General features: G+C 65.3%; 15 protein-coding genes. 6 read left to right on the top strand and 9 right to left on the bottom strand.

The window, feature by feature from the left end:
* Positions 1 to 22: 22 nt before the first annotated feature.
* The 3 genes from QY325_07525 to QY325_07515 are packed head-to-tail and all read right to left on the bottom strand — an operon-like array spanning position 23 to position 3,141.
* Entirely contained in the window at positions 23 to 1,942 is a 1,920-nt protein-coding gene (locus tag QY325_07525) for a glycosyltransferase family 2 protein (protein ID WKZ67770.1), read from the bottom strand.
* A gap of 43 nt (positions 1,943 to 1,985) precedes the next feature.
* The gene (gene recR / locus QY325_07520; protein ID WKZ67769.1) at positions 1,986 to 2,603 is read right to left on the bottom strand and encodes a recombination mediator RecR; all 618 of its coding nucleotides are present in this window, start codon (positions 2,601 to 2,603) and stop codon (positions 1,986 to 1,988) included.
* Positions 2,604 to 2,640: 37 nt separating this feature from the next.
* On the bottom strand, positions 2,641 to 3,141 hold the full coding sequence (locus tag QY325_07515; protein WKZ67768.1) for a metallophosphoesterase family protein: 501 nt from the start codon (positions 3,139 to 3,141) through the stop codon (positions 2,641 to 2,643).
* Positions 3,142 to 3,291: 150 nt separating this feature from the next.
* Between QY325_07515 and truA the strand changes: the two genes are divergently transcribed.
* The 5 genes from truA to QY325_07490 all read left to right on the top strand — a co-directional run bounded on the left by truA (position 3,292) and on the right by QY325_07490 (position 17,117).
* Positions 3,292 to 4,068, top strand: coding sequence for a tRNA pseudouridine(38-40) synthase TruA (gene truA / locus QY325_07510; GenBank protein ID WKZ67767.1), 777 nt, complete (start codon positions 3,292 to 3,294; stop codon positions 4,066 to 4,068).
* 98 nt (positions 4,069 to 4,166) lie between these two features.
* Entirely contained in the window at positions 4,167 to 5,930 is a 1,764-nt protein-coding gene (locus QY325_07505; GenBank protein WKZ67766.1) for an ABC transporter ATP-binding protein, read from the top strand.
* 104 nt (positions 5,931 to 6,034) lie between these two features.
* A complete protein-coding gene (locus QY325_07500; protein WKZ67765.1) occupies positions 6,035 to 10,234 on the top strand; it encodes a PKD domain-containing protein in 4,200 nt (1,399 codons plus the stop codon).
* 222 nt (positions 10,235 to 10,456) lie between these two features.
* A complete protein-coding gene (locus tag QY325_07495) occupies positions 10,457 to 13,642 on the top strand; it encodes a gliding motility-associated C-terminal domain-containing protein (GenBank protein ID WKZ67764.1) in 3,186 nt (1,061 codons plus the stop codon).
* A gap of 40 nt (positions 13,643 to 13,682) precedes the next feature.
* Positions 13,683 to 17,117, top strand: a complete 3,435-nt coding sequence (locus QY325_07490) for a gliding motility-associated C-terminal domain-containing protein (GenBank protein WKZ67763.1) — start codon at positions 13,683 to 13,685, stop codon at positions 17,115 to 17,117.
* Here QY325_07490 and uvrA read toward each other — a convergent pair.
* Positions 17,091 to 19,874 carry an excinuclease ABC subunit UvrA gene (gene uvrA / locus QY325_07485; GenBank protein WKZ67964.1) on the bottom strand — a complete coding sequence of 928 codons (2,784 nt, stop codon included), beginning with the start codon at positions 19,872 to 19,874 and terminating at the stop codon, positions 17,091 to 17,093. The genes QY325_07490 and uvrA overlap by 27 nt on opposite strands.
* Before the next feature lie 323 nt (positions 19,875 to 20,197).
* Between uvrA and QY325_07480 the strand changes: the two genes are divergently transcribed.
* Complete coding sequence (locus QY325_07480) at positions 20,198 to 20,809, top strand: sigma-70 family RNA polymerase sigma factor (GenBank protein WKZ67762.1); 612 nt, start codon at positions 20,198 to 20,200, stop codon at positions 20,807 to 20,809.
* A gap of 316 nt (positions 20,810 to 21,125) precedes the next feature.
* Here the strand turns inward: QY325_07480 and QY325_07475 are convergent, their stop codons facing one another.
* The 5 genes from QY325_07475 to QY325_07455 all read right to left on the bottom strand — a co-directional run bounded on the left by QY325_07475 (position 21,126) and on the right by QY325_07455 (position 25,979).
* Positions 21,126 to 22,151 (bottom strand): fatty acid desaturase, encoded by a 1,026-nt coding sequence (locus tag QY325_07475; protein ID WKZ67761.1) that lies wholly within the window; start codon positions 22,149 to 22,151, stop codon positions 21,126 to 21,128.
* Entirely contained in the window at positions 22,124 to 22,999 is an 876-nt protein-coding gene (locus QY325_07470) for a lysophospholipid acyltransferase family protein (GenBank protein WKZ67760.1), read from the bottom strand. Before QY325_07470 ends, QY325_07475 begins: the two co-directional genes overlap by 28 nt.
* A 44-nt stretch (positions 23,000 to 23,043) precedes the next feature.
* Positions 23,044 to 24,120: a hypothetical protein gene (locus QY325_07465; GenBank protein WKZ67759.1), complete on the bottom strand. Its 1,077-nt coding sequence runs from the start codon at positions 24,118 to 24,120 to the stop codon at positions 23,044 to 23,046.
* A 59-nt stretch (positions 24,121 to 24,179) separates the two neighbouring features.
* Complete coding sequence (nth, locus tag QY325_07460) at positions 24,180 to 24,827, bottom strand: endonuclease III (GenBank protein WKZ67963.1); 648 nt, start codon at positions 24,825 to 24,827, stop codon at positions 24,180 to 24,182.
* A gap of 87 nt (positions 24,828 to 24,914) precedes the next feature.
* Positions 24,915 to 25,979, bottom strand: coding sequence for an alkane 1-monooxygenase (locus QY325_07455; protein ID WKZ67758.1), 1,065 nt, complete (start codon positions 25,977 to 25,979; stop codon positions 24,915 to 24,917).
* Positions 25,980 to 26,010: the final 31 nt, after the last annotated feature.

Raw genomic sequence — 26,010 nt, 5'->3', positions numbered from 1 at the left:
TGTAACCACCGGCATCGGGTGCTCAGGCCCGCCCCAGGTGGGAGAAGCCCCGGATCACCAGCCGCAGATCGCGCCAGGGGCTATAATCCTTGGCATACTCCACGTTGGCCCGCTGCACGGCGAGTTCGCTGTTGAGCGACGTTCCGGTGAGCGTGTCCAGGACGCCGGGCCGGATGGCCGGGAGCCGTAGCACCCGATGACCGCCTTGGCGGTACCCCACCCAGCTCCGCCTGCCGAGAAGCACCCTCCAGGCGTTGCGCACCAAGCCAATGCGGTCCTTCACCAGCAGCCAGGCAATGGGCAGGCCCGCGAGCAGGGTCAGGCTCAGGGCGGTATCGAGCAGCCGCTTGGCCCGTTTCCCCGCAGCGCTGCTCACGGCATGCTCCTCCAGGACGTCCATATCGGCCAGGCTCTCGATGCTGCTGGGGCCGATGATGAACTCGCCATCGGGTTGGGCCACCTTGAACATGGCGCCGGCGCGCTTGAGCCCCTCCATGAGGTCGATGATGCGGCGGTAGGGAAGGTCCTGTGCGCAGAAGACCACCTCGTCCACGCCCTGTCGGCGGATGGTGCGCTTGATGGCCTTGAGGGCGCCCTCATCCAAGGCTTCGGCGGCCGTCATCTGCAGCTGCCTCCCCAGGCCGTAATGGGTCTGCCAGAGGAGGGCCAGTGCCCTGCGCGCCTCTTGCGCCGACCCGATGGCGAGCACGCGCTGACGCTCACGGTCGCGCAGCCCGTACCCTTTCACGCGCAGCAGGCTCAGGGCTGTGCGCGAAGCGAGGCCAGCCGCCACGACAGGGACCACCTGCAGCAGCGCAGGCAGCCCGCGCCAGCGGCCGGGATCGGAAGGCTCGCCGTTCAAGGCCAGCCAGAGCAGCACGACCGCGGCGAAGAGCAGCGACCCCTTCAGCAGGTTGAGGAGCTTCACGGGCCTGTCGTAGGCGCCCGCCAGGCCGAGGCAGGCCACCATCAGCAGTGTCCATGCGGCTAAGCGCTCCGGCACCTGCGGCGCTGCGAGCCCGGAATGCCCGAAGGCGAGGGCGAAGGCCCAGAGCAGGAGCACATCCAGCATGGGGAGCAGCGCCCGGCTCAGGAAGCGCGTGACGATCGCGGCCGCGGCGCTGAGGTAGATGCTGCCGGTGATGAGCAGGCTGAGCAGGTCGGTCCTCCTTCGCGTGAAGTGCTTCTTGGCGAAGATGGCCATGGCGTTGTAGAAGACGAAGACGTAGTTCACGCTGCTTTTCTTGGTGCTCTCGCCCTTGTAGTGGATGATCCGCGCCTCGGGCAGGTACCAGTTCTCATAGCCGCCCAAGGTGATGCGGTAGCTGAGGTCGATGTCCTCCCCGTACATGAAGAAGCTCTCGTCCAGCAGGCCCACTTCATCCAACGTGCGCCGCCGCAGGAACATGCAGGCCCCGGAGAGGATCTCGATGCGGGCGCGCTCATTCTCGGGCAGGTGGCCCAGGTGGTAGCGGCCGAAGACGCGGCTGCGGGGGAACAGGCGCGTGAGGCCGATGATCTTGTAGAAGGCCACTGCAGGGGTGGGCAGGCCGCGCTTGCTCTCGGGCAGGAAGCGGCCCTTGCCATCGATCATCTTCACGCCCAGGCCTCCGGCCGTCGGATGGGCGTCCAGGAAGCCGATCACTTTGTGGAACACGTCCTCGCCCACCACGGTATCAGGATTGAGCAGCACCACGTACTCCGAACGGCTCGCGCGGATGGCCTGGTTGTTCGCCCGGCTGAAGCCCACGTTCTCTGCATTGGCGATCAGGCGCACCTGCGGGAACTTCTCCTTCACCATCTCCACGCTCCCGTCGGTACTGAGGTTGTCCACCACGAATACATCCCCCTCGATTCCATCGAGCGCCGTGAACACCGTGCGCAGGCACTGCTCCAGGTAGGCCTTGACGTTGTAGTTGACGATGATGACGCTGAGCTTCATGCGGGCCCGGGGGCGTGCTGGTGCGAGCGCTTGGCGGTGTGCCTTATCGCCTGATCGTTTGCTCATAGGGTTTCCGGTCGGCGATGCTGCGCCCCAGGGTCACCTCGTCTGCCTGGTCAAGGCCGCTGCCCACGCTGATGCCGCGTGCGATGGCGGTGACGAGCACGCCGGCCTCGGTGAGCCGGCGGTTCAGGTAGAACCCCGTGGTATCGCCCTCCAGGGTGCCTCCCAGGGCGAGCACCACCTCGCGCACACCGCCCCGGAGCACACGGTCCATGAGCTCCTGGGTATTCAGGTCATCCGGGCCGAGGCCCTCCATCGGGCTGATGACGCCGCCGAGGACGTGGTAGAGCCCGCGGTATTGGCGGGTACCCTCGATGGCGATCACGTCTCGGATGTCCTCCACCACGCAGATGAGGCCGGCATCGCGCGCGGGGTCGCGGCAGATGGCGCAACGCGGCTCGTCGCTGATGTTGCAGCACACCTCGCAGTAGCGGAGCTCGTCGCGCATGCGGCGGATGGCCTCGCTGAAGCGCGCCACCTCCTGCGGCTCGCGCCGGAGCAGGTCGAGCGCCAGGCGCATGGCGGTGCGCCGGCCGATGCCGGGGAGGCTGGCCAGCTGGTCCACGGCGTTCTCGAGCAGCGCGGAGGAGAGGGACATGCGGCAAAGGAAAGGCTTGGTGGGGCAGGAGCCTGACTCAGGCCTGCCCGCGAGGCCCCAGCTCAATGACCTCAAGGTCCCCGGGGCGGCCCTCCGCCAGGGTGAACCGCAGCGCCGTGCGCACCTTGTGCCAGCCGTGCCTGCCTGCGGCGCCGGGATTGAGGTGCAGGCAGTTCAGCGTCGGGTCGAACTGCACCAGCAGGATGTGCGAATGGCCGCAGATGAAGAGGCCGGGCGGGTCGCGGCGCAGCTCTTCCGCAACTGCTCGGTCGTAGCGCGGAGGCCTTCCGCCGATGTGCGTCATCCACACACGCACGCCGCCGCAGGTGAAGCGCTGGTGCTCGGGGAAGGACGCGCGTGCCTTGGCGTCGTCGATATTGCCCCAGACCGCGCGCAGCGGCTTCCAGCGCGCGAGCTCATCGGTCACGCTCAGGTCACCGATGTCGCCCGCATGCCAGATCTCATCGCATGGCGCGAAGTGCTCCTGGAGCCTGGGGTCGAGCCAACCGTGTGTGTCGGAAAGGAGGCCGATGCGCATGGGGCGAAGATGACAGAAGGTCGGGGGTTGAAGGTTGAGGTGAAGGCAGGTTGGGTGCTGGGCCCACAACCATCGACCGATCGGGCCTGTCGCCGCGAAGCGACCCGCAGCCTGCTCAACCCTGCTGCCCCAAGTACTTTCGCCGCCCGCATGGAGATCCTCCCGCGCTACTTCCTCGAGATCGCCTTCAACGGCACGGCCTACCGCGGCTGGCAGCGGCAGCCCTATGCGCCCAGCGTGCAGGCCGAGGTGGAGCGCGCGCTGCAGTTCGCCCTGCACCGGCACAAGGTGAATGCCGTGGGCTGCGGCCGCACCGACACCGGCGTGCACGCCACGCGGTACTTCTTGCATTTCGACGGGCCCAGCGATGCGCCCTTGGATGAGCGCTTCGTGTACAGCCTCAACAGCCTGCTGCCCGACGACATCGCCGTCAAGCGCGTGATCAGCGTGCCGGACGACGCGCATGCCCGCTTCAGCGCCACCGAGCGCGGCTATTGTTACCGCATCCACCGGCTGAAGGATCCCTTCCTCACGCATCTGTCGCACCAGCTGAAGCCAGCGCTGGATGTGGTGGTGATGAACGAGGCCTGCCGCACCCTCATCGGCACGCACGACTTCAGCAGCTTCCAGAAGGTGGGCAGCGATGTGAAGACCAGCCTCTGCGACGTGCGCGAGGCGCGCTGGGAGGAGACGTCCAACGGCTATCTCTTCCGCATCAAGGCCGATCGCTTCCTGCGCAACATGGTGCGCGCCGTGGTGGGCACCTGCATCCGCATCGGCAAAGGGCAGCAGCCCGCCGCCCACATGGCCGAGGTGCTGGCTGCACGGGACCGCCACACCGCCGGCCGGAGCGCCCCTGCCTGCGGGCTTTACCTGGAGCATGTCGTGTATCCATTCCTGCCGAGCGATCTTTGCTGCCCGGAATAAACCGCACAGGCGGAAGGACGGAGAGGGATGCACGGGCTAGAGGCACAAATCCATCGGGCTATCCGCGCATCGGCGTCCCGGCGGCCATCCATCCTGGTATGAGCTCCGCGCAAGGCAAGGCATTCGACCGCAAGCTCTTCGGGCGCGTGTTCGCATTCACGCGTCCCTACCGTGCGGTCTTCTGGTCGACGTTCGCGCTCACCATCCTGCTCGCGGCCATTGGGGTGGTGCGTCCGCTCCTCATGGGCGACATGATCGATGACTACGCCCTCACCGGCGACGAGCGGGGCCTGTGGACGGTTACGCTCATCGTGGTTGCCCTGCTGCTGGTGGAGACGATCGTCCAATTCTACCAGGCCTACTGGACCGCCTGGCTGGGGCAGGCCGTCACCTTCGACCTGCGTCAGCGGCTCTATGCCCGCATCATGGGGTTCAAGCTCCGCTGGTTCGACCGTACGCCCATCGGGCAGCTGGTGACACGCGTGATCAGCGACATCGAGACCATCGACGACATCTTTTCCCAGGGCCTGCTCATGATCATGGGCGACATCCTGAAGCTGGTGGTGGTGGTGGCCGTGATGCTCATCGTGAACTGGAAGCTGGCGCTGCTGAGCATGGTGCCGATCCCGCTGCTGCTGTGGAGCACCAGCATCTTCAAGAACAGCATCCAGAAGAGCTTCCAGGATGTGCGCACGCAGGTGGCGCGGCTCAACACGTTCGTGCAGGAGCACATCCAGGGCATGGCCGTGGTGCAGCTCTTCGGGCGCGAGGAGCAGGAGTTCCGCAAGTTCAAGGAGATCAACCGGGAGCACCGCGCCGCGCACATCCGCAGTGTGCTCGCCTACAGCATCTTCTTCCCTGTAGTGGAGGTCCTCAGCGCCATCTCGCTCGGCTTCCTGGTATGGTGGGGGGTGAAGGACGTACTGGCCGGCCATGCCACGCTGGGCGATGTCTTCGCCTACATCCTCTTCATCAACATGCTCTTCCGGCCCATCCGACAGCTGGCCGACCGCTTCAACGTGCTGCAGATGGGCATGGTGGGCAGCGAGCGCGTCTTCAAGGTGCTGGATACCGAGGCGGCCATCGCCGACGAAGGAACCGCCTCGACCGCCGGGCTCCGGGGCGACATCCGCTTCGATGGGCTCTGGTTCGCCTATGCCGATGATACCCCGGAGGAGGAACCCCGGTGGGTGCTGCAGGACGTGAGCTTCGAGGCCCGTGCGGGGCAGATGATCGCGCTGGTTGGCGCCACGGGCAGTGGCAAGAGCAGCATCATCAAGGTACTCAGCCGGGCCTATGAGTTCCAGAAGGGCGCAGTGCTGCTGGATGGCGTTGACATCAGGGACTACCGCTTGGGCGACCTGCGGCGGAGCATCAGCGTGGTGCTGCAGGATGTCTTCCTCTTCAGCGACACGATCCACAGCAACATCACGCTGCACGACCCCTCCGTGAGCCGCGCTGAGGTGGAGGCCGCGGCACGGGAGGTGGGCGCGCACGACTTCATCATGAAGCTGCCCAAGGGCTACGACACCGAGGTGGGCGAGCGCGGCGGCATCCTCAGCACGGGCCAGCGGCAGCTGCTCGCGTTCATCCGCGCGGCGGTCCAGCACCCCAAGGTGCTCGTGCTGGATGAGGCCACAAGCAGTGTCGACAGCCTGAGCGAGCAGCTGATCCAGCAGGCCACCGAGCGCATCACCCGTGGGCGGACCAGCATCGTCATCGCCCATCGCCTGAGCACGGTGCAGCACGCCGATCGCATCCTGGTCCTTGAGAAGGGGCGCGTCATCGAGCAGGGCACCCACCAGGAGCTGCTGCTGCGCGGAGGCGCTTACCGCAAGCTCTACGACCTGCAGTTCAGGTAGCCGGCTCGTCGGCGCGCATTCCGGCCTCAGCGGGTATTCCGACGGGCTCGGTGGCTCGGCGCCGCGCTCCAGGGAGGCACAAGGCAACCTTCGGGGCCGAACCCTTGTCATCCATCTACCCTGAAGCCCTGACCATGCCGTACGACCTCCCAACCATTCGCACCTGGAGCCTTTCGGGCTGCCTGATCCTCGGGTTGGCCGCCAAAGCGCAGCACGACCATGGGCACGCAACCGGCCACGGGCCATCCGCTCCGGCCCCAACGCTACATGGCGAGTACGTGGAGAACAAGGGCCAATGGCAGAGCCCCATCCTCTACCGGGCCGATTTCGGTGTGGTAGCGCTGTTCGCAGAGCGCAACCGCCTCGTGTTCTCCAAGCTGGATGAAGCGGTGCCCGACCGCGTTCACGATGCCCAGCACGAGGGTCCAGGAGCCATGCAGCGGGTCAGGGTGAATGGCCATGCTTGGTATGCCTGGTTCGAGGGAGCGAATGCCGCTGCGCAGGTCACCGCCGAGGGGCGATCGGTGGATTACTTCAACTACTTCATCGGGGCCGACCCGGCCGCTTGGGCATCAGAGGTGCATCATTTCGGTGAGGTGCGCTACCGCGAGCTGTGGCCGGGGGTGGACCTCCGCCTGCATGAGGAGGCCGGCGGGTTCAAGTATGATGTGCTGCTGGCCGACCGGGAGGCCGCGCAGCAGGTTCGCTTCCGCTATGAGGGGCTGGACGGTATGGCCATCGATGAGCATGGCCGGCTCCTGCTGCAGACCTCCGTGGGAGAGCTCAAGGAGATGGCCCCCATCGCGTGGTATGCTGATGGCGACCGGGAGAAGGTGCCCTGCCGCTTCACCCTGGAGGGCAGCACCGTGGGCTTTGCCTTCGGCAAGGGCGTCGTTGCCGACCGCCCTATCGTGATCGACCCCACGCTGGTGGCCAGCACGCTTAGCGGTACCGGGAACATCGGCACCACGCAGAACTACGGGCATACCGCCACCTACGACATCCTGGGGAACATCTACACCGGGGCCATCTGCTTCGGCCAGGGCTATCCGGCCACGCCAGGTGCGTTCGATGGCACCAACAACGGCGGCATCGACATTGCGGTGAGCAAGCTCAACCCCACGGGCACCACGCTGCTTTTTGCCACCTACCTCGGCGGCAACAGCGGCGACTATCCACACAGCCTGGTGGTGACCACCAATGGAGAGCTTACGGTGTTCGGGAGCTCGGCATCGTCGGATTATCCGGTGAGCGCAGGTGCGTTCGATCCCACGTACAACGGGGGCGCCGCGGATATCGTGGTCACGAAGCTGAATCCCACGGGGACCGCCCTGGTCGGCAGCACCTACATGGGCACGCCCGGCAACGATGGCCGCAATTCATTCACGAGCAACTACGGCGATACCTACCGCGGCGAGGTGATCTGCGATGCTGCGGGAAGGATCTATGTGGCCAGCTGCTCCGATTCCCCGGGCTTCCCGGTGAGCGGTGGTGCGTTCCAGCCCGCCCATGCCGGTGCGCAGGATGGCGTGGCCTTCTGCCTGGCGCCCGATCTGGGCAGCCTCATCTTCGGCACCTACTTCGGCACCGCCCAGGCGGACATGTGCTTCGGCATCAAGCTCGATGGGGCCGGGCAGCCGGTGGTGTGCGGCGGCACCCTCGGGTCCACCTTGCCGGCAGGCCCGGCGGCCTACCAGGCTGCCTCCAATGGCGGGCGCGAGGCCTTCATCGCCAAGTTCGATGCGGATGCGAGCAGCGTGCTGGCATGCACCTATTTCGGCGGCAATGGCGAGGATGTGGCATTCTTCCTCCAGCTGGACCTTGATGACAATGCGTACATCTACGGCCAATCGCCTGCTGCCAACCTGGGCATCTGGCCGGCGGGCACCTACGGGCAGGCCACCGGCGGAATCTTCGTCGCCGAATTCGACGCGGCGCTCTCCGGACAGGTGTTCCGCACGCAGCTGGGTGCTGATGCCGGCGGTTTCGGCGGCAGCATGGTGCCGGTGGCCTTCCTCGTGGACGTGTGCCGCAATATCTACATCAGCGGCTACAGCGTGGGCTCAGGTTGGCCGACAGCAGGAACGCCCCTCTACACCTCGGGTGGCTTCTACCTGGCCACCTACGAGCCCGACATGGCCAACATCATCTACGGGACGTACTACCAGGGCGCCGGCCATGTGGACGGCGGTACCAGCCGGTTCGATGCCAACGGCAAAGTGTACCAAGCGGTCTGCACCAGCGGCGGGTTTCCCACCACTCCGGGCGCGTACAGCAACGTGCAGCCCAGCGGTTGGGACATCGGCGTCTTCAAGATCGATTTCGCGGTCAGCGGGGTGAATGCCGCTGGGGCCAGCACCCTCAACCAGGGCTGTGCGCCCATCGTCATCGATTTCAGCAACGCCAGTACCGGCGATACCTGGGTGTGGGACTTCGGCGATGGGAGCCCGCCCGTGGAGGCCTTCGAGCCGAGCCATGCCTACACGGAGCCGGGCGCCTATACGGTGACCCTGATCGCCATGGATTCCCTCTCGTGCAACCTGGCGGATACCATCTACCTGCCCATCACCATCGGCGCCCAGCAGCCCATCGATGCGGATTTCACCTGGACGCAGACCATCGATTGCACGCAGATGGAGATCAGCACCACCAACCTCAGCACCGGCGACCCGCTCACCTGGTACTGGGACATGGGGGACGGCACGCAGTACACGGATACCAATGTGGTTCACCAGTTCCCCGGCCCCGGCAGCTATCTGGTGCAGCTCATCGCCGAGGATCCCACCGGCTGCAGCGGAGCCGACACGGTGCAGGTGCCCATCGATATCGGCCCGCCGCTCCAGGTGGCCGCAGCCTTCGCCATCAGCGAATCGCCCGGCTGCGAGGAGCTCAGCGTGGCATGCACCAACCAGAGCACCGGGGGAAGCATGACCTACCAATGGGACATGGGCGATGGAGCGACCTATGCAACCGCCGACGTTGTTCACCTCTTCCAGGGCGTGGGCACCTACGCCGTCACCCTCATCGTGAACGATACGTCCAGCTGCAACCTGGCCGATACCGCCATCGTGCAGGTGACGGTGATGCCCAGCGAGCCGATCGATGCGGCGTTCGTGGCGGACCAGGTGTTCGATTGCGATGAACTGCTGCTCGCTACGACCAACCAGAGCACGGGCACCAATGCCGCGTACCTGTGGCAGCTGAGCGACGGAACGTCATACACCACCGTGGACATCACGCACGTGTTCAGCGGCCCCGGCACCTATACCGTGACGCTGACCATGACGGATACGCTGGGCTGCTCGCCGAGCGAGACGGTATCCATCGATGTGCAGATCGATCCGCTCGAGCCGGTGGCGGCGGCCTTCACCGCCGAGCAGGTAGGGGATTGCACCACCCTCACGCTCACCACCGGCAACCTGAGCACGGGCGACAGCCTGGCCTTCACCTGGGATATGGGCGATGGCACCGTCATCAGCGGACCGGAGGCCTCCCACCAGTACACGCTGCCCGGGGTCTACATCGTCACCCTGAATGTGACCGACCTGGGCTGCGGACAGGATGATGCGGCATCCATGCAGGTGATCCTGAACAATGTGCTGCCGGTCTACTATGTGGGTGACACAGTGCTGTGCCCCGATGGCGAGGCCGTGCTCAATGTCATCCTCCCAGACACGGACCCAGCGGCGGCCAGCTATGCCTGGAGCACCGGCGAAACCACCCCCAGTATCGCCGTGCAGGAAGCCGGCACCTACTCGGTGACCGTGTCTGACGGACTATGCCAGGGTGCCGTGCAGGTGGCGATCCCGGCGGCCCCGCGCCATGCGCTCTATGATTCGGTGCAGGTCTGCCCGGATGCCGTTGCCGAGCTCCGGGTTCCCATCGACGGACTGGCCTTCCGCTGGAGCAATGGGGCGGAGACGCGGGAGACCCGTGCCTGGGCGCCTGGCATGTACACCTATGAGATGGTGGACCTGTGGGGCTGCCCCCACACCGACAGCGTGAAGGTCATCATGCTCGATTCCCTGCCGCAGGTCTTCGCGCCCAACGCCTTCACGCCTGATGGCGACAACGTGAATGACGTCTTCCGCATCGCCGGCTTCGGGGAGCGTACCGTGAAGATGTCGATCTTCAACCGCTGGGGCGAGCAGCTCTGGGCCAATGAGGGCATGGAGCCCTTCTGGGACGGCCGCTACAACGGCGGCACGGTGCAGGATGGCGTGTACGTCTTCGTGCTCAGGTACACCGGCGCGTGCAACAATGAAGAGCGGGAGACGGTCGGCCATGTGACCGTGGTCCGATAGCAATACGTTCCAATGATGAATACCATGATCCAAGCGGGGATGGCCCGCATGCGGGCGCTGGCGGCTCTGATGGGACCTGTGGCCCTGCTGATGGGAGGCGGACCGGCTAGGGCGCATGACCATGCGCATGCCGGGACTGGAGAGGCCGAGGTGCGATACGTGCCGAACCAGGGACAGTGGCCGTCCGCGGTCCGATTCAAGGCATCCTTCCCCACAAGCGCCATGTTCCTGCAGGCCGATGGCGTCACGTGGTCGCGCTACCAGGATGACGCGGCGGACCTGATGCACGAGTACATCCAGTGGGATCCGGAGCGCCAGCAGGCATTCATGCTCCGCGGGCACGCCTGGCGCATGCGCTTCGTGGAGGGGAACCGAGCGGCCGCCATCCGCGGTGGGGAGCCCCACAGCGCCCATCACAACTACTATCTGGGCAACGACCCCTCGAAATGGTCGACGCGCGTGCCGCTGTACGGTGCCGTGCGCTATTCGGAGGTCTGGCCGGGGATCGACATGCTCTGGCACAGCGAGGGCGCATCGGTGAAGTACGACCTGCTGGTGGCCGCAGGTGCGGACCATGCCCGGATCGCCTTCCGCTATGAGGGCCTTGATGGGGTGTCCGTCGATGCCGGCGGGAACCTCGTGCTGCGCACGAGCGTTGGCGAGATGACCGAGATGCGGCCGGTGGCCTGGTATGCCGATGACCGCAGCCCCTTGGCGTGCGCGTTCAGCCTGACCGGCGACGTGGTCGGGTTCAGCTTCCCTCAAGGGGTGGAGGAGGGAAGGCCCTTCGTGATCGATCCGGTGCTGATGGGCGCCACCTACAGCGGTCAGGTCGGAGCGAGCAACTATGGGCATTGCAGCACCTTCGATGCCGAAGGCAACATCTACGGAGGAGCGCAGAACTTCGGGGCCGGTTTCCCCTCATCCCTGGGGGCGTTCCAAGCTTCGCCGGCCGGTGGCAGCGGCACCGATATCGTGGTGAACAAGTTCAGCCCCGATGCCACCGAGCTGCTTTACGCTACCTATATCGGGGGCACCGGCGATGACAAGCCGCACAGCATGATCGTGAATGCCTCGGGCGGCCTGTGCGTGCTGGGCAGCACCACGAGCACCGATTTCCCCGTCACCGCCGGGGCATTCGATGCGACCGCGAACGGCGGCAGCGATATCGCGGTGTTCCACCTCTCCGCCGATGCCACGGCACTCGTGGGCAGCACCTATCTCGGAGGGGCCGGGCAGGATGGCCGGCAGACGATGACCGTCAACTACGGGGATACCTATCGCGGGGAGGTGATGGTGGACCCGGCCGGCAACATCTACATCGCCTCCGCAACCCAGAGCGCCGATTACCCGGTGGCATCCGGTGCGATCCAGCCCGCCCTTGCCGGGGCGCAGGATGCCGTGGTCACCGGCCTGGACCCCACCTGCTCCACGCTCCTGATGAGCACCTACCTCGGCGGGGCGGCCGGCGACAACGGCCTCGGATTGCGGCTCGATGGCGGCGGTATCTATGTCTGCGGCGGTACGATGAGCAGCGACTTCCCCATGTCCGGCAGCGGATACCAGCCAGCCTACCAAGGCGGGGGGCGCGACGGCTACATCGTGAAGCTCTCCTTGGACGGGAGCGCCCTGCTGGCCGGCACCTATTTCGGTACGAGCGGTGATGACATGGCCTACTTCATCGAGCTCGATAACGAAAGCGACGTCTACATCTACGGCCAGAGCAATGGCGCCATCCCCATCGCACCTGCCGGCATCTACGGCCAGCCCAATGGATCCATCTTCATCGCAAGCTTCGATCCCGGGCTGACCACGCCGGTGTTCACCACCAAGCTCGGCAGCCAAGGCGGTTCGGGCCAGATGCTCGCCCCCGTGGCATTCCTGGTGGACGTGTGCAACCGCATCTACATCAGCGGGTACAATCCCAACGGCACCTGGGAGACCACCCCCGACGCGCTGTACGGGCCCGGGAGCAGCCGCTTCTACCTGGCCTGCTACGACGTGGACATGGCAGGGCTGTTGTTCGGCAGCTACTATGGCGGCAGCCATGTGGATGGCGGAACCAGCCGCTTCGATAAGCGCGGCGTGATCTACCAGGGCGTGTGCAGCGGCGGCCAGAGCATGCCCACCACGCCCGGTTCCTATGCCCCCACGAACAATGTGGGATGGGACCTCGGCGTCTTCAAGATCGACTTCGAGCAGAGCGGCGTGAATGTGGACCTGAGCGCTAGCGCCACCACGGGGTGCGCCCCGGCCACCATCACGTTCAATGGCAGCAGCAATGCCACCGAGCTGGTCTGGGACCTCGGTGACGGCACCGTGGTGAATGGCGGCACCCAGTTCGTGCACACCTACACCGAGCCCGGCACCTACCAAGTGATGCTCATCGGCACCGACAGCACGAGCTGCAACATCGCCGACACCATGTTCATCTCGGTGCTCATCACCGACCCGGCGCAGCTCGAGGCGCTGTTCACCGCGGATCCGGTGAGTTCCTGCACGGCCTATGGCGTTCAGCTCACCAACCAGAGCACGGGCAGCAGCATCGTGCTCTGGGACCTGGGCGGCACGCCGAGCAACCAGCCGAACCCCTATGTGACCCTGAGCGGCCCCGGCAGCTACAGCTACACCATCACCGTGATCGACCAGGCGTGCCAGGTCTCCGACAGCTACAGCATGACCGTGGAGGTGCCGCCGGCCACCCTGGAGATCGACCTGCCCTCGCCCGTGTACCTGTGCCCAGGTGGCACGGTCATGCTTGATGGCGGATCCGGTTTCGACGGCTACGCCTGGTCCACGGGGGAGACCGCGCAGATGATCACCGTGGCCGAGCCGGGCCAGTACGCCCTTTCCGTGGAGCTCGGGTTCTGCGATGCCGCTGACGACGTGCAAGTGGTGCCGGTGGCCCCGCCGCAGGGCATGGCAGACGTCCAGACCTGCCCGGGGAGGCCCGTGATGCTCGCGCCCAACTTCGAGCCGCAGTCCATCGCGTGGAGCACCGGCGAGACGGACGAGACCATCAGCGTGAGCGGAGACGGCGCCTACTCCTTCATCGCCACGGATGGCTTCGGCTGCCTCTTCCAGGATACCGTGGTGGTGAGCTACCTCGCGACCTCATCGGGCCAGGCATTCATCCCCAATGTCTTCACGCCCAATGGAGACGGCGTGAACGACACGTTCGAGGTGGCCGGCCTGGGCGTGCAGCAATTCAGCATGGAGGTGTTCAACCGCTGGGGACAGCTCATGTACCGCACGGCCGATTCCACCAAGGGCTGGAAGGGCAACTTGGAGAATGCGGCTGACGCGCCCGTTCCGGATGGCACCTACTACTACATCATCAGCTACAAGGATGCCTGCGCGGATCAGCCGGAGGTGAGCAAGGCCGGCCATGTCACCCTGTTGCGCTGAGCCCCTCAACCGTTCATCCCTTCAGTGCTACATTCGACGCATGCGCGGAATCATCCTTTCGGGCGCCTTGCTGGCTCAGGCCATCGCGGCCGTCGCCCATGACCATGCACACGGCGCTGCCGGCCGAGGCTTGGAGTTCCATGAGAACAAGGGCCAATGGCCGCAACAGGCGCTGTACCGGGCGATGACCCCTGGCGGTGCTGTCTTCATCGAGCCATCCGCCTTCACGTACGTGCTGCGGAGCGGAGGGATGCAGCACGCGCGGCCGAAGGATGAGCCCTTCGAGCCCTACCGGGAGCACGCCTTCAAGGCGCACTTCGTAGGTGGCGCGGCACTAGCCCACAGGGCCGAGGAGCGACAGCCCCATTACGCGAACTACTTCATCGGCGACGACCCCTCCAAGTGGGCCGGCGGCGTCGGCATCTACGGCGGTGTGCGGCTGGAGGAGGTCTATCCGGGCATCGACCTCCACGTTCATGGCGAGCGCGGCCTGAAGTACGACTGGGTGGTGGCCCCGGGCGCGGATCCCGGCCGCATCGGCCTGCGCTATGAGGGCCATGAGGGCCTGGAGGTGCGCGACGGCATGGCCTACATCGCCACCACGGCCGGCACGGTCATCGAGCAACGGCCGGTGGCCTGGAGCGAATCCGATGGCCGACGCATCCCCGTGTCCTGCGCGTTCATCCAGGAGGGCGACCAGGTGCGGTACGCCTTCCCGGACGGCTATGACCCATCGCTCACGCTGGTGATCGACCCGGTGGTGACCTTCAGCAGTTACGTGGGCAGCTTCGCGGACAACTTCGGCTTCACGGCCACCTATGATGATGATGGGCACCTCTATGGCGCAGGCATCGTCTTCGGCATGGGGTACCCCGTCACCACCGGCGTGCAGCAGGCCAGCTTCCAAGGGGGCACCATCGACATCGGGGTGAGCAAGTTCACCCCGTCGGGCGATGCGCTGGTCTGGAGCACCTACCTGGGCGGCTCGCTCAACGAGGCGCCGCACAGCCTGGTGGTGAACAGCCTGGACGAGTTGTATGTGCTCGGCACCACCGGATCGGCCAACTTCCCCGCCACAGCGGGTGCGCACGATGCAACGTTCAACGGCGGCAGCTTCATCTCGCTCAATGCCAGCTATGGGTTCAGCCACGACAACGGCGTGGATGTGGTGGTGGCCCACCTGAGCGCCGACGCCACCGCGCTCATTGGCAGCACCTACGTGGGGGGGGCGGGAAACGACGGAGTCAACTCCAGCTTCAACCTCGCCTATAACTATGGCGATCCCTTCCGCGGGGAGATTGCGCTCGATGCGCAGGAACGCCCGGTGGTGGCCACCTGCACGGGCAGCACCAACATGCCGGTGACCGCCGGCGCCCCGCAGCAGGCCTTCGGTGGAGGAGCCCTCGATGGCTTCGTGTTCCGACTGGATGCAGGGCTCACGGCACTCGATTGGGCCACCTACCTCGGGGGCGCCATCGACGATGCCGCCTATGGCGTGCAGTTCAACAGCGCGGGCGAGGTGTACGTCACCGGCGGCACCTCCAGCGCGAACCTGGTCTTCCCGGGCCCTGCATTCGACCCCTCGGCCAATGGAGGCGTGGATGGATTCATCGCACGCTACGCAGCAGAGGGCACGGTGCTGCTCAGCGGCACCTACCTCGGCACATCGGCCTACGACCAATGCTATTTCGTGCAGATCGACGCCGCCGGGCTCGTCTATGTGGTGGGGCAGACGAGCGGCGCTTATCCCGTGTCGCCCGGCGTCTATGCCAATCCGTCGGGCTCGCAGTTCATCCATAAGCTCTCGGCCGACCTGTCCGCCTCGCAGTGGAGCACCCGCATCGGAAGCACCGGCACAGAGGACATCTCGCCCTCAGCCTTCCTCGTGAGCGATTGCGGGCAGATCTACTTCAGCGGCTGGGGCGGCACCACCAACAATGTGGCCACCCCCAACTTCAGCACCACGATCGGGCTCCCTGTGACCGCCGATGCCTACCAGCCCACCACCGACGGCAGTGATTTCTACCTGATGGTGCTGAATGCGGACGCCTCATCGCTCGCCTATGCCACCTTCTTCGGCGGCACGGCCGCCGAGCACGTGGACGGGGGCACCAGCCGGTTCGATAAGGATGGCATCGTGTATCAGGCCGTCTGCGCCGGATGCGGCTTCGGTGCCACCACCTTCCCCACCACGCCGGGCGCATGGAGCAGCACGGACAATGGCATGAACTGCAACCTCGGCGTCTTCAAGATCGACTTCGAGCAGAATGTGCAGGTGAACATCGAAGCCAGCATCAGCAGCGCCCTCCTCTGCCTGGAGGACCCCATCGTGCTCACTGCCGTGGGCACCGCCGATGAATGGCTTTGGGACCTGGGCGATGGATCGCCGGCCAGCACCGAGGCCACGCTCGCCCACCTGTATGCGGCGCCGGGCACCTACACGATCATGCTCGTGGGAACGGCCACCGGCCTCTGCGTCGCCATCGACACGGCGTATGCGGAGATCACCGTGGTGCCCCCCGCGGACCTGCAGCCGGCGTTCTCCGCAGTGCCCACCGGCGACTGCGATGCGTTCTCGGCGGAGTTCTTCAACTCCAGCACCGGCAGCAGCATCTACCTGTGGGACTTCGGCGATGGCTCGGGCTCGGCACAGACCAACCCGGTGCACCCCTACGCCGGCCCTGGCGACTACACGGTGACCCTGGGCATCGTGGATGCCACCTGCGCGGACACAGCATATGCCTCGCAGGTCATCACCATCGGGCTTCCCGGCATCGGCCTCGATCTGGAGTCGCCCCTCGGGCTCTGCGATGGCGGCTCGGTGCTGCTGAACGCCGGCTCGGGGTACGACTCCTACGCCTGGAGCACCGGTGATGCCTCGATGATGATCACGGTGGACGAGCCCGGCAGCTACGTGGTGGTGGTCACCGATGGATTCTGCACGGGCGCGGATACCGTGGTGGTCGCTGAACCGGTGACCTATGAGCCGCTCCTGGACCGCACCATCTGCCCCGGCCAGGATGCCACGCTCACCCCGCCCTTCGTGCCGCAATCCATTGCGTGGAGCACCGGGAGCCAGGCTGCGAGCATCGCGGTGGACGGGACCGGGGAGTACTGGTACACCGCCACCGACCCCTTGGGTTGCACGGTGACGGATACCGTGCGCGTCACCATCGCCACCCTCGGGCCCGGACGGGCATTCCTGCCCAATGTGTTCACTCCGAACGGCGACGGGCACAATGAGGTGTTCGTGATGGAGGGCATTGAGGCGGCGGACTTCCAGATGGATGTGTACAACCGATGGGGGCAGCGCGTGTTCGCCAGCAATACCAGCACCTACGGCTGGAACGGCAAGCTTGAGAACAACGGCGACCCCGTGCCCGATGGGACGTACTACGTGGTGGCCACCTACAAGGAGTACTGCAAGGAAGGCGGCCCGGTCACCGTTTCAGGCCATGTGACGCTGCTGCGCTGAGCGGCCCAGGCTGCGCGCCAGTGCCCTGCCCGTGTGCGATTCCTGCGTGGCCAGGTCCTCCGGGGTGCCCGCGAAGAGCAGGCGGCCGCCGGCATCGCCCCCCTCGGGGCCCAGGTCGATCACGTGGTCGGCGCGCAGGATCACCTCGGTGTTGTGCTCGATGCAGATCACGCTGTGGCCGTTCGTGATGAGCATGTCCAGCGCCTTCAGCAGCTTGGCGATGTCGTGGAAGTGCAGGCCCGTGGTAGGCTCATCGAAGATGAACAGGGTCGGCTTCTCATCCTGGCCCTTGGTGAGGAAGCTGGCCAGCTTGATGCGCTGGGCCTCGCCCCCTGAGAGCGTGCTGCTGCTCTGTCCGAGCTTCACATAGCCAAGGCCGGTCTGCTGCAGGGGCAGCAGCTTCTGCACGATGCGTGCGCAGGCGGATAGTCCCTGATGCGCGGAGAAGAAGGCGATGGCATCATCCACGGTCATGTCCAGCAGCTCCGCCACATCCCGCCCTTGGAAGCGCACGTCCAGCATCTCGTCACGGAACCGTCGGCCCTTGCAGGCTTCGCAGGTGAGGCTGATGTCGGCCATGAACTGCATCTCGATGCGCACCTCGCCCTCGCCCTGGCAGACCTCGCAACGGCCACCATCCACGTTGAAGCTGAAATGGCTCGGCTTGTAGCCGCGGACCTTTGACACGTCGAGCTCGCTGTAGAGCTGGCGGACCTCGTCCCAGGCCTTCACGTAGGTGACCGGATTGCTGCGGCTGCTCCGTCCGATGGGGTTCTGGTCCACCAGTTCCACGGCCTCGATGCGCCCAAGGTCGCCCTCCAGCGCGCTGTGCTCGCCGGGCCGCTCACTGAAGCCATCGAGGTGGCGCTTCATCGCGGGATGGAGGATGCGCTTCACAAGGGTGGTCTTGCCGCTTCCGCTCACCCCGGTGACCACCGTGAGCATATGCAGCGGGAAGCTGACGTCGATATCCTTGAGGTTATGCTCACGGGCGCCGCGCAGCAGCAGCTTGTCGCGCACGGCCCTGCGGCGCACGGGCATGGGAATCGACTCCCGGCCGGTGAGGTAGCGGGCTGTGAGGCCGTCGCTGTCCATGAGTGCCCCGAAGGGGCCGCTGAAGACCACTTCGCCGCCATGGCTGCCGGCCATGGGGCCCATGTCAATGATGTGGTCCGCGGCACGCATCACCTCTTCGTCGTGCTCCACCACGATCACCGTGTTGCCAAGGTCGCGCAACTGCTTCAGTACGCCGATGAGGCGCTCGGTATCGCGCGGGTGCAGGCCGATGCTGGGCTCGTCCAGGATGTACAGGCTGCCCACCAGGCTGCTGCCCAATGAGGTGGCGAGGTCGATGCGCTGGGTCTCGCCCCCGCTGAGGGTGTTGCTCCGCCGGTCGAGCGTGAGGTAGCCCACGCCCACATCTGCCAGATAACGCAGCCGGTTGGTGATCTCCTTCAGCAGCCTTGCAGCGATGCGCTGCTCATGCTCATCGAGCCGCAGCTCCTCGAAGAACCGCAGGCAGTCGGCGATGGGCATTCGCGCCAGTTCGGTGATGTCGCGGCCGCCAATGCGCACATAGCGGGCCTCCTTGCGCAGCCGGGTGCCTTCGCAGGCAGGGCAGGTGGTCTTGCCGCGGTAGCGGCTGGCCAGCACGCGGTACTGGATCTTGTAGCTCTTCTCCTCCACGTACTGGAAGAAGCGGTCGATCCCGGCCACGCCCTTGGCACCCTGCCAGAGCAGGCGGCGCTGCCCGGCATCCAGCTCGCGGTAGGGGCGGTGGATGGGAAAGTCGTAACGGGCGCTGTCGCGGATGAAGTCCTGCTTCCACTCGCTCAGCTTTTCCCCGCGCCACGGCGCCACGCAGTCATCATAGACGCTCAAGCGCTTGTCCGGGACCACCAGGTCGGCATCGATGCCGATTACGCTGCCGTACCCTTCGCACTGCGGACAGGCGCCCACCGGGTCGTTGAAGCTGAAGAGGTTGGGGCTGGGCTCCTCGAAGGCAATGCCATCGGCTTCGAAACGGTCGCTGAACGCCATCTGGCGCCCGTCCTCCCCGAGCAGGATCAGCTCACCCTGTCCTTCGAAGAAGGCGGTTTCGGCGCTGTCGGCCGCGCGGCTCTCGTTCTCCGTATCCCCGGGCACGGCCGCCAGGCGGTCCACCACCAGGAACCAGGTGCCTTTCAGCGCTTTCTTGGAGGCCAGCAGGTCCTCGATGCGGTGCACTTCCTTGCCGTCATGGACGCGGGCATAGCCCTGCTGCTGCAGGATGTCCAGGTGTTCCTTGATGCTGCGCCCCTTGGGGATGGCCAGCGGCGCCAGCATGAGCACGGTGCTGCCGTGCGGGTAGCCGTTCACCCCGGCCACCACGTCCTCCACGGTGTGGCGCTTCACGGGCTGGCCACTCACCGGGCTGATGGTGCGCCCCGCCCGGGCGAAGAGGAGCTTCAGGTGGTCGTAGACCTCGGTGCTGGTGCCCACCGTGCTGCGCGGGTTGCTGGTCTGCACCTTCTGCTCGATGGCGATGGCCGGGCTGATGCCGATGATGCGGTCCACATCGGGCTTCTCCAAGCGCCCCATGAACTGGCGGGCATAGCTGCTCAGGCTCTCCACGTAGCGGCGCTGGCCCTCAGCGTAGAGGGTGTCGAAGGCCAGCGAGCTCTTCCCGCTGCCGCTCAGGCCGGTGATGACCACCAGCTTGCCGCGTGGGATCTCCACGCTCACGTTCTTCAGGTTGTGCACGCGGGCGCCTTCCACGCGGATGGAGCCGTGGCGGAGCTTTCGCAGGGCTTCGGGGGAAGGAGGGGGCTTGGCGGGCAAGGGGAGCGGGCGGTGAGGGAAAGGGGCGCCGAAATTAGGGACCGGCATTGCGGCTTCCGGAGCGCAGGGCCTATCTTTGACTGGCGCCGCTGAAAATCGAGGAAGGCGCACAATAACTGGAAGGAGGCAACGTTCTCATGGGCGAAGGCGTCTTTCCTATATCATCCCGGTACGTCCGGGTCAACCTAACAACCGCCCCCCGATAGCTAGACCACTACCCTGACGTTCTCGATCCATTACGGACCAAAACGGGTAAGGCCATGCTATCCAAGCGTTCCATCGCCAAGGCGGCGGTTTCCATCGACGACCAAGAGCTCGTGCAGCTCTACCTCAACGGCCAGGAATCGGCCTTTGAGACCCTGCTACACCGCCATAAGCGCAAGGTGTGGAGCCATATCTACCTGCTGGTGCGGGACCGCGAGCTCACGGAAGACCTCTTCCAAGAGACCTTCATCAAGGTGGTGAACACCCTGAAGGGCGGCAAGTACAATGAAGAGGGCAAGTACCTGCCCTGGGTCCTGCGCATCGCCCATAACCTGGTCATCGACCACTTCCGCCGGAGCAAGAAGATGCCCATGGTGCGGAGCAACGATGCGCACGATGTGTTCGCCACGCATGCCCAGCCCGGCAAGAACGTGGAACAGCGACTGGTGAACGTGCAGATCGATGCCGATGTGCGCAAGCTCATCGAGCACCTGCCAGAGGAACAGCGCGAGGTGGTGATCATGCGAACCTACCTGGGCATGAGCTTCAAGGAGATTGCCGACCATACGGGGGTGAGCATCAACACGGCCCTTGGCCGTATGCGTTATGCCCTCATCAATATGCGCAAGCTGATCCGGAAGCACGACATCGCGCTGGAACGGGCATAGACCCTCCTGTGCAAGCGGCTGCGGCGGGTCCTGTCAAGAGGCCCGCCGCACCATTTTCCGGGGGTGATGCAATACCAGGCACCGGAGGCCGTTCTATCCGCATCAACCCCTCAAATCCGTCTCGATGACGAATTCTACCCTTCGACGCAAGAACCGCCGCAACCGAGCCATGCCCAACGCCCCCCTCGGCCCTAAGGCATCCACGATCCAGCTCATCCTGGGCTATTCCAAGGCCTTGCAGGTGGTGGATGCGCCGCCGATCGGCCGGCTGGATCTGGTGCTGAACTGATCAGGCGGCCGGTCCCGTCGGCCCGGATCAAGCGCCCCGCAGCTCCCGCAGCGTCACCATGCGCTGCTGGGCCGGGTCCCAAGCCTTCAGGCGGAAGCACGCCACCACATCCGCAGGCCGCAATGAGGTGCGCTTGGCGCGCTCACGCAGCTCGGGGATGGCATCGTGCACCTCCGGCAGGCGGTAGAAAGGGATGTGCGCATTGAGGTGATGGATGTGGTGGAAGCCGATGTTGCCGGTGAACCACTGCATCACCGGGCTCATCTCCATGAAGCTGCTGCTGTCCAATGCGGCTTTCACGTAGCTCCAACCGTCCTTGTCCGCGAAGACGGTGCCGGGGAAATTGTGCTGGGCGTAGAAGAGGTAGCTGCCCAAGGCGAAGGTGACCAGGTAGGGGAGGAAGAAGGCGAAGACCAGGTTCTCCCACCCCAGGAAGTACCAGGTGGCCCACCCCAGGGCGGCGTGGAAGATCAGCGTGATGAGGCTGTCCCAGTGCCGCCCACGGTTGCTGATGAAGCTGTTGAGGCACATGCCGATGATGAAGACGAAGACGTAGCCGAAGGCAATGGCGAAGGGGCTGCGGATGAAGCGGTAGGCGAACCGCTCGCCGCGCGACAGCGTCCTGTATTTCTCCACCGTCACCACGGGGAACGAGCCGATGCTGCTGGTGTAGAGCTTGCAGTTGTGCTTGTGGTGGTGGTCATGGCTCCGCTTCCAGATGCTCGGCGGACTGAGCATCCACACGCCGAAGAACCAGAAGAAGGCGTCGGCAGCCTTGCTGCGGTTGAGGATGCTCTTGTGCTGGTGGTCGTGGTAGAGGATGAACATCCGCACCAGGGAGAGGCCGGTGAGCACTCCGAAGGCCGCTTTCGACCACCAGGGTTCGAGCAGGACGATGCCGAGGTAGCAGCCTACCGTGACGCCCAGCGCCACGAGCAGGTGCAGCCAGCTCCGCCCGCGCTGCTCATGAGCGAAAGGCCGGGTGGCCAGGATGAGGTCCTTGCGCTCGGCTTGCTGCCGCACGGTCACGCGCGGGGCCGTTTGTGCTTCCATCGTCGATGAGTCCAGAGCCAAAGTTCGGGGTGCTGACGGATATCCCGCTCCAACCGGCGGGTGTGGGTCTCGGTGATCTCCCCTTCGCGGGTGGCCTGGGGCTCGGCCACAAGGGTCTCGGCCCGCATCACATAATTTCCACGGCTGGGGCGGCTGATGCTGATGTAGACCACGGGATACCCCAGCTTTCGCGCCAGGGCCTCCGTGCCGAGGAAGACGGGGGTGTCCTGGTTCAGGAAGGTCATCCAATAGGCGCGTTCCGGGGCGGGGGTCTGATCGGCGATGAAGGCCGTGGCAGTGAGCAGGCGCTTGTCCCGGATCATGCTCTTACTGGTCTCCCGCATGGTGTAAAGCCGGGTACCGTGCCGCGTGCGCATGTGGTGGAGGAGCTGGTCGAACCGCCTGTTATGCAGCGGGTGGTAGATCACGTAGAGCTGCGGGATGGACTTCTCCTGGCTGTAGCGGGCGCCGGCGAGCTCCCAGTTGCCGAAATGCCCCAGTACCAGAATCACGCTCTGGCCCCGCTTGGCGTAGCCCTCCAGGATGTCGATGCCTTCGAACCGGACGCGCTCCCGAACCTCGGCCGGCGAGATGGTCAGGGTCTTGAGCGTCTCCAGAGTGAGGTCGCAGAACCATCCGTAGAATCGGCGTGCAATGCTCGCTATCTCCGCTTCGCTCTTCTCCGGGAAGCTGTTGCGCAAGTTGTTGAGAACCACATGCTTCCTGTAGCCGAGAAGGTCGTAGAGGACGAACCGGATGCCATTGCTCAGGCCGTAAAGCACAGGAAAAGGCAACCACGCGATTCCGTAGATGAACGGAAGCGCCATATAGTAACCCAATGCCCCCATGACTGGCCGGTAAAATTACCGGTGGCCGGGGCTGGTCCCGACGATCAATACCGGAGCAGCAGTGCAATCCCATCGTACTCGCCCAGCAGTCCGTTCGGCAGGATCCGCACATCACCGCCCTTTCTGAGCTGTTCCTCGATGATGTCGTCGATGAGGTCGTCCACCACACCAAGGGCCGTTGGGTCGTTCACCAGTTCGATTCGATCCCCGTCCACCTTCGCGGCCATGCGGAGATCGCGTTCCACCAGCAGGGTAAGTCCACGGCCTTCGCGCACCTGGGCCCAGATGTCCTTGACGGATGTGCTGTGCTTGCCGGCTCCGGCCCGCTTCAGCAGTTCCAGATCGGCCGTGTGGCGCTGCTTCTGGTCCTCATAGGCGATGGTCCAGGCATGCTTCACCACTTCCGCGGGGGAGGCGTGGTCATGGCTGCCGGGGAGGTTGCCGATATAGAGGTCCTTGCGTGGTGTTTCGGAAACCAGTTGGGGGTATTGTTCGTGCGTGCAGGCCACCACCACGCGACCGTTGTCGCCCACGGCCTCGCGCACGGCCTTGTCCACGGCCACATGGAACTCCCGCAACTGGTTCACCTGTCCGCGCGAGGTGCTCACGGCCACCGCATCGGTGCTGTAGTGGCGGTTCTCCAAGGGGAAGGCGCCGCGCACCTCGTGGAGCAGGCGGTCGTTGGAGGCGTGGTACAGCCGCGCACCGGTGGTGCCCAGCACCAGTACATGATGGTCAACGCCACCCAACTTCCAGCGCACCACCTCGCGTGTGGCAAAGGTCCCGTCCACCACGCAGCGCTCGGCCACCGGGAAGGGCAGCTTCACCACTTCCGTGAGGTCGGAGGCGATGAAAACAGCCATCCCCTCGGTGTTGTGGGTGTGATCGATGCTCTTTTCCAAGGTGGCCAGCCGTTCCAGCCAAGGGGCCATGGTCCGCTTGTCACCCTTCTCCAGCAGGCGCTTTTCGGCCTGTTCCACCAGGCGCCTCAGCACCAAATGGTCCTGTCCGGCATCGGGCATGGTGCGGTGGGTGGGAAGCAGCAGGGTCACACAGGGGCCTTGGCGTTCGGCCATCAGTCGGTGGACCAGTTCATCGCGGTGCAGGGTGGTCGTGCTCATGGGTACAATGTCAATGCAAGCAAAGTACCCTCACAGCAGCCCGACGACCATGACGATGGTCAACCAACGACCTGCTTGAACAGCTCCTTCCGCCCGATTGCGCTGCAGATGGGGCACTTGCGTGGATCATGGCCTTTGGCCGGGCAGTGTTCGCGGCCGAAGTAGATGATGCGCAGGTGCAGGTCGTTCCAGCTCTCCTTTGGAAAGAGCTTCTTCAGGTCCGCTTCCGTGTGTTCCACGCTTTTGCCCGTGCTCAGGGTCCAGCGCCAGGCCAGGCGGTGGATGTGGGTGTCCACGGGGAAGGCCGGCACCCCGAAGGCCTGGGCCATCACCACGCTGGCGGTCTTGTGGCCCACGCCGGGTAGGGCCTCTAAGGCGCTGAAGGTCCTGGGCACCTGGCCGCCGTGTTCCTCCACGATGATCTTGGAGAGCCCGTGGATGCCCTTGCTCTTCATGGGCGACAATCCGCACGGCCGGATGATGTCCTGGATCTGCTCCACGCTCAGCTTCGCCATCTGCTGCGGCGTGTGGGCCTTGGCGAACAGCAGCGGGGTGATCTCGTTCACCTTCTTGTCCGTGCATTGCGCGCTCAGCACCACTGCCACCAACAGCGTGTAGGGGTCCTCGTGGTCAAGGGGGATGGACGTGCGCGGGTATAGCTTGGCGAGCGTGGCGGAGACGAAGGCCGCTTTTTCAGCGCGGGTCATCTTCTCCTTGGGCGGGCTCACTTTGGGGTTGGGCGCTTTGCTGGTGCGGGCCATCGGCCGCAAAGATTGCACGCACCGGTGCACCGCTCAGGCGAGCGCCTCGCTGCCCAGCCGTTCCTTCAAGCGCTCGATCTCGCGGTCCATCACGCGGAACCACAGGGGCGGAAAGAAGGCCAGGGCCATCATGGCGGGATAGCCGGCGGGCAGCTGCGGGCTCTCGTCGAAGTGGCGCAGCACCTGGTACTTCCGGCTGGCGAGGTAATGGTGGTCGCTGTGGCGCGTCAGTTCCAGCAGCACCAAGCGGCCCAGCGGGTGGTCCGAGTTCCAGGAGTGGATGGGTAGCGGACGCTCGTAGGTGTCGCCGTTCTTCTTGCGCCGCAGGCCATAGTGCTCGATGTAGTTCACGGTCTCCAACAGCAGGATGCCGATGAGCGCGGCCCCAAGGAACCAGCCCATCACCTCCAGCCCGAACACTGCTGCGATCACCACCACCAGGGCGAGCTGGACCACTTGGAAGCGCAGCATCTCGTTGTGCACGCTGAACAAGGGCAGGCCCTTCTTCCGAAGTCGCTGGTGTTCCAGCTTCCACGCGCTGAGCCAGCTGCCCGTGATGGTGCGCACGAAGAAGGCGTAGAGCCACTCGCCGCGCCGGCTGCTGGCGGGATCCACGTCGGTGCTCACATGCTTGTGGTGCCCGCGGTTGTGCTCGATGAAGAAGTGCATGTATAGCGTGGTCAGCAGCAGCGCCTTCGCCATGAACTGCTCGTGCTTGGTGGGCCGGTGCCCCAACTCGTGCGCCGCGTTGATGCCCAGCACCCCGCAGGCCATGCCGAAGGCCGAGGTGAGCCCCAGCTTCACCACCCACGAAAGCTCAGCGGCGCTCACCTGCACCAGGAAGAAGAGCAGCAGCCCCCATTGGATGGGCACCAGGCTGTAGAGGATCAGGTCGTAGCCGCGATCCTGCCTGGCCACGGCCTCCTGCACGGCGTCCAAGTTGCGCGGGTCGGGCTTCAGGAACAGCTCGATGGCCGGCAGCACCCCGAACACGAAGGCCACTGCGGCAAACGACCATTCGTTCTGCACCGCGAGCGATGCCGCGACCACGGCGGGGATCAGGTAGACGAGGACGTATTTGAGGGCGGAGGGACGCATCGGGCGGTCTCCGGGTTGGGGTAGGGCGAAG

Source organism: Flavobacteriales bacterium (assembly GCA_030584065.1).
Taxonomy (GTDB): domain Bacteria; phylum Bacteroidota; class Bacteroidia; order Flavobacteriales_F; family PHOS-HE28; genus PHOS-HE28.
This window is presented reverse-complemented; position numbering and strand designations above follow the sequence as displayed.

Excerpts from the sequence above, each read along its gene's own strand:
- QY325_07480 (WKZ67762.1), top strand. The coding sequence starts at position 20,198 with ATGCTATCCAAGCGTTCCATCGCCAAGGCGGCGGTTTCCATCGACGAC.
- QY325_07475 (WKZ67761.1), bottom strand. The coding sequence starts at position 22,151 with ATGGAAGCACAAACGGCCCCGCGCGTGACCGTGCGGCAGCAAGCCGAG.
- truA (WKZ67767.1), top strand. The coding sequence starts at position 3,292 with ATGGAGATCCTCCCGCGCTACTTCCTCGAGATCGCCTTCAACGGCACG.
- QY325_07505 (WKZ67766.1), top strand. The coding sequence starts at position 4,167 with ATGAGCTCCGCGCAAGGCAAGGCATTCGACCGCAAGCTCTTCGGGCGC.
- QY325_07525 (WKZ67770.1), bottom strand. The coding sequence starts at position 1,942 with ATGAAGCTCAGCGTCATCATCGTCAACTACAACGTCAAGGCCTACCTG.
- QY325_07465 (WKZ67759.1), bottom strand. The coding sequence starts at position 24,120 with ATGAGCACGACCACCCTGCACCGCGATGAACTGGTCCACCGACTGATG.
- recR (WKZ67769.1), bottom strand. The coding sequence starts at position 2,603 with ATGTCCCTCTCCTCCGCGCTGCTCGAGAACGCCGTGGACCAGCTGGCC.
- QY325_07515 (WKZ67768.1), bottom strand. The coding sequence starts at position 3,141 with ATGCGCATCGGCCTCCTTTCCGACACACACGGTTGGCTCGACCCCAGG.
- QY325_07495 (WKZ67764.1), top strand. The coding sequence starts at position 10,457 with ATGTTCCTGCAGGCCGATGGCGTCACGTGGTCGCGCTACCAGGATGAC.
- QY325_07470 (WKZ67760.1), bottom strand. The coding sequence starts at position 22,999 with ATGGGGGCATTGGGTTACTATATGGCGCTTCCGTTCATCTACGGAATC.
- QY325_07490 (WKZ67763.1), top strand. The coding sequence starts at position 13,683 with ATGCGCGGAATCATCCTTTCGGGCGCCTTGCTGGCTCAGGCCATCGCG.
- nth (WKZ67963.1), bottom strand. The coding sequence starts at position 24,827 with ATGACCCGCGCTGAAAAAGCGGCCTTCGTCTCCGCCACGCTCGCCAAG.
- QY325_07455 (WKZ67758.1), bottom strand. The coding sequence starts at position 25,979 with ATGCGTCCCTCCGCCCTCAAATACGTCCTCGTCTACCTGATCCCCGCC.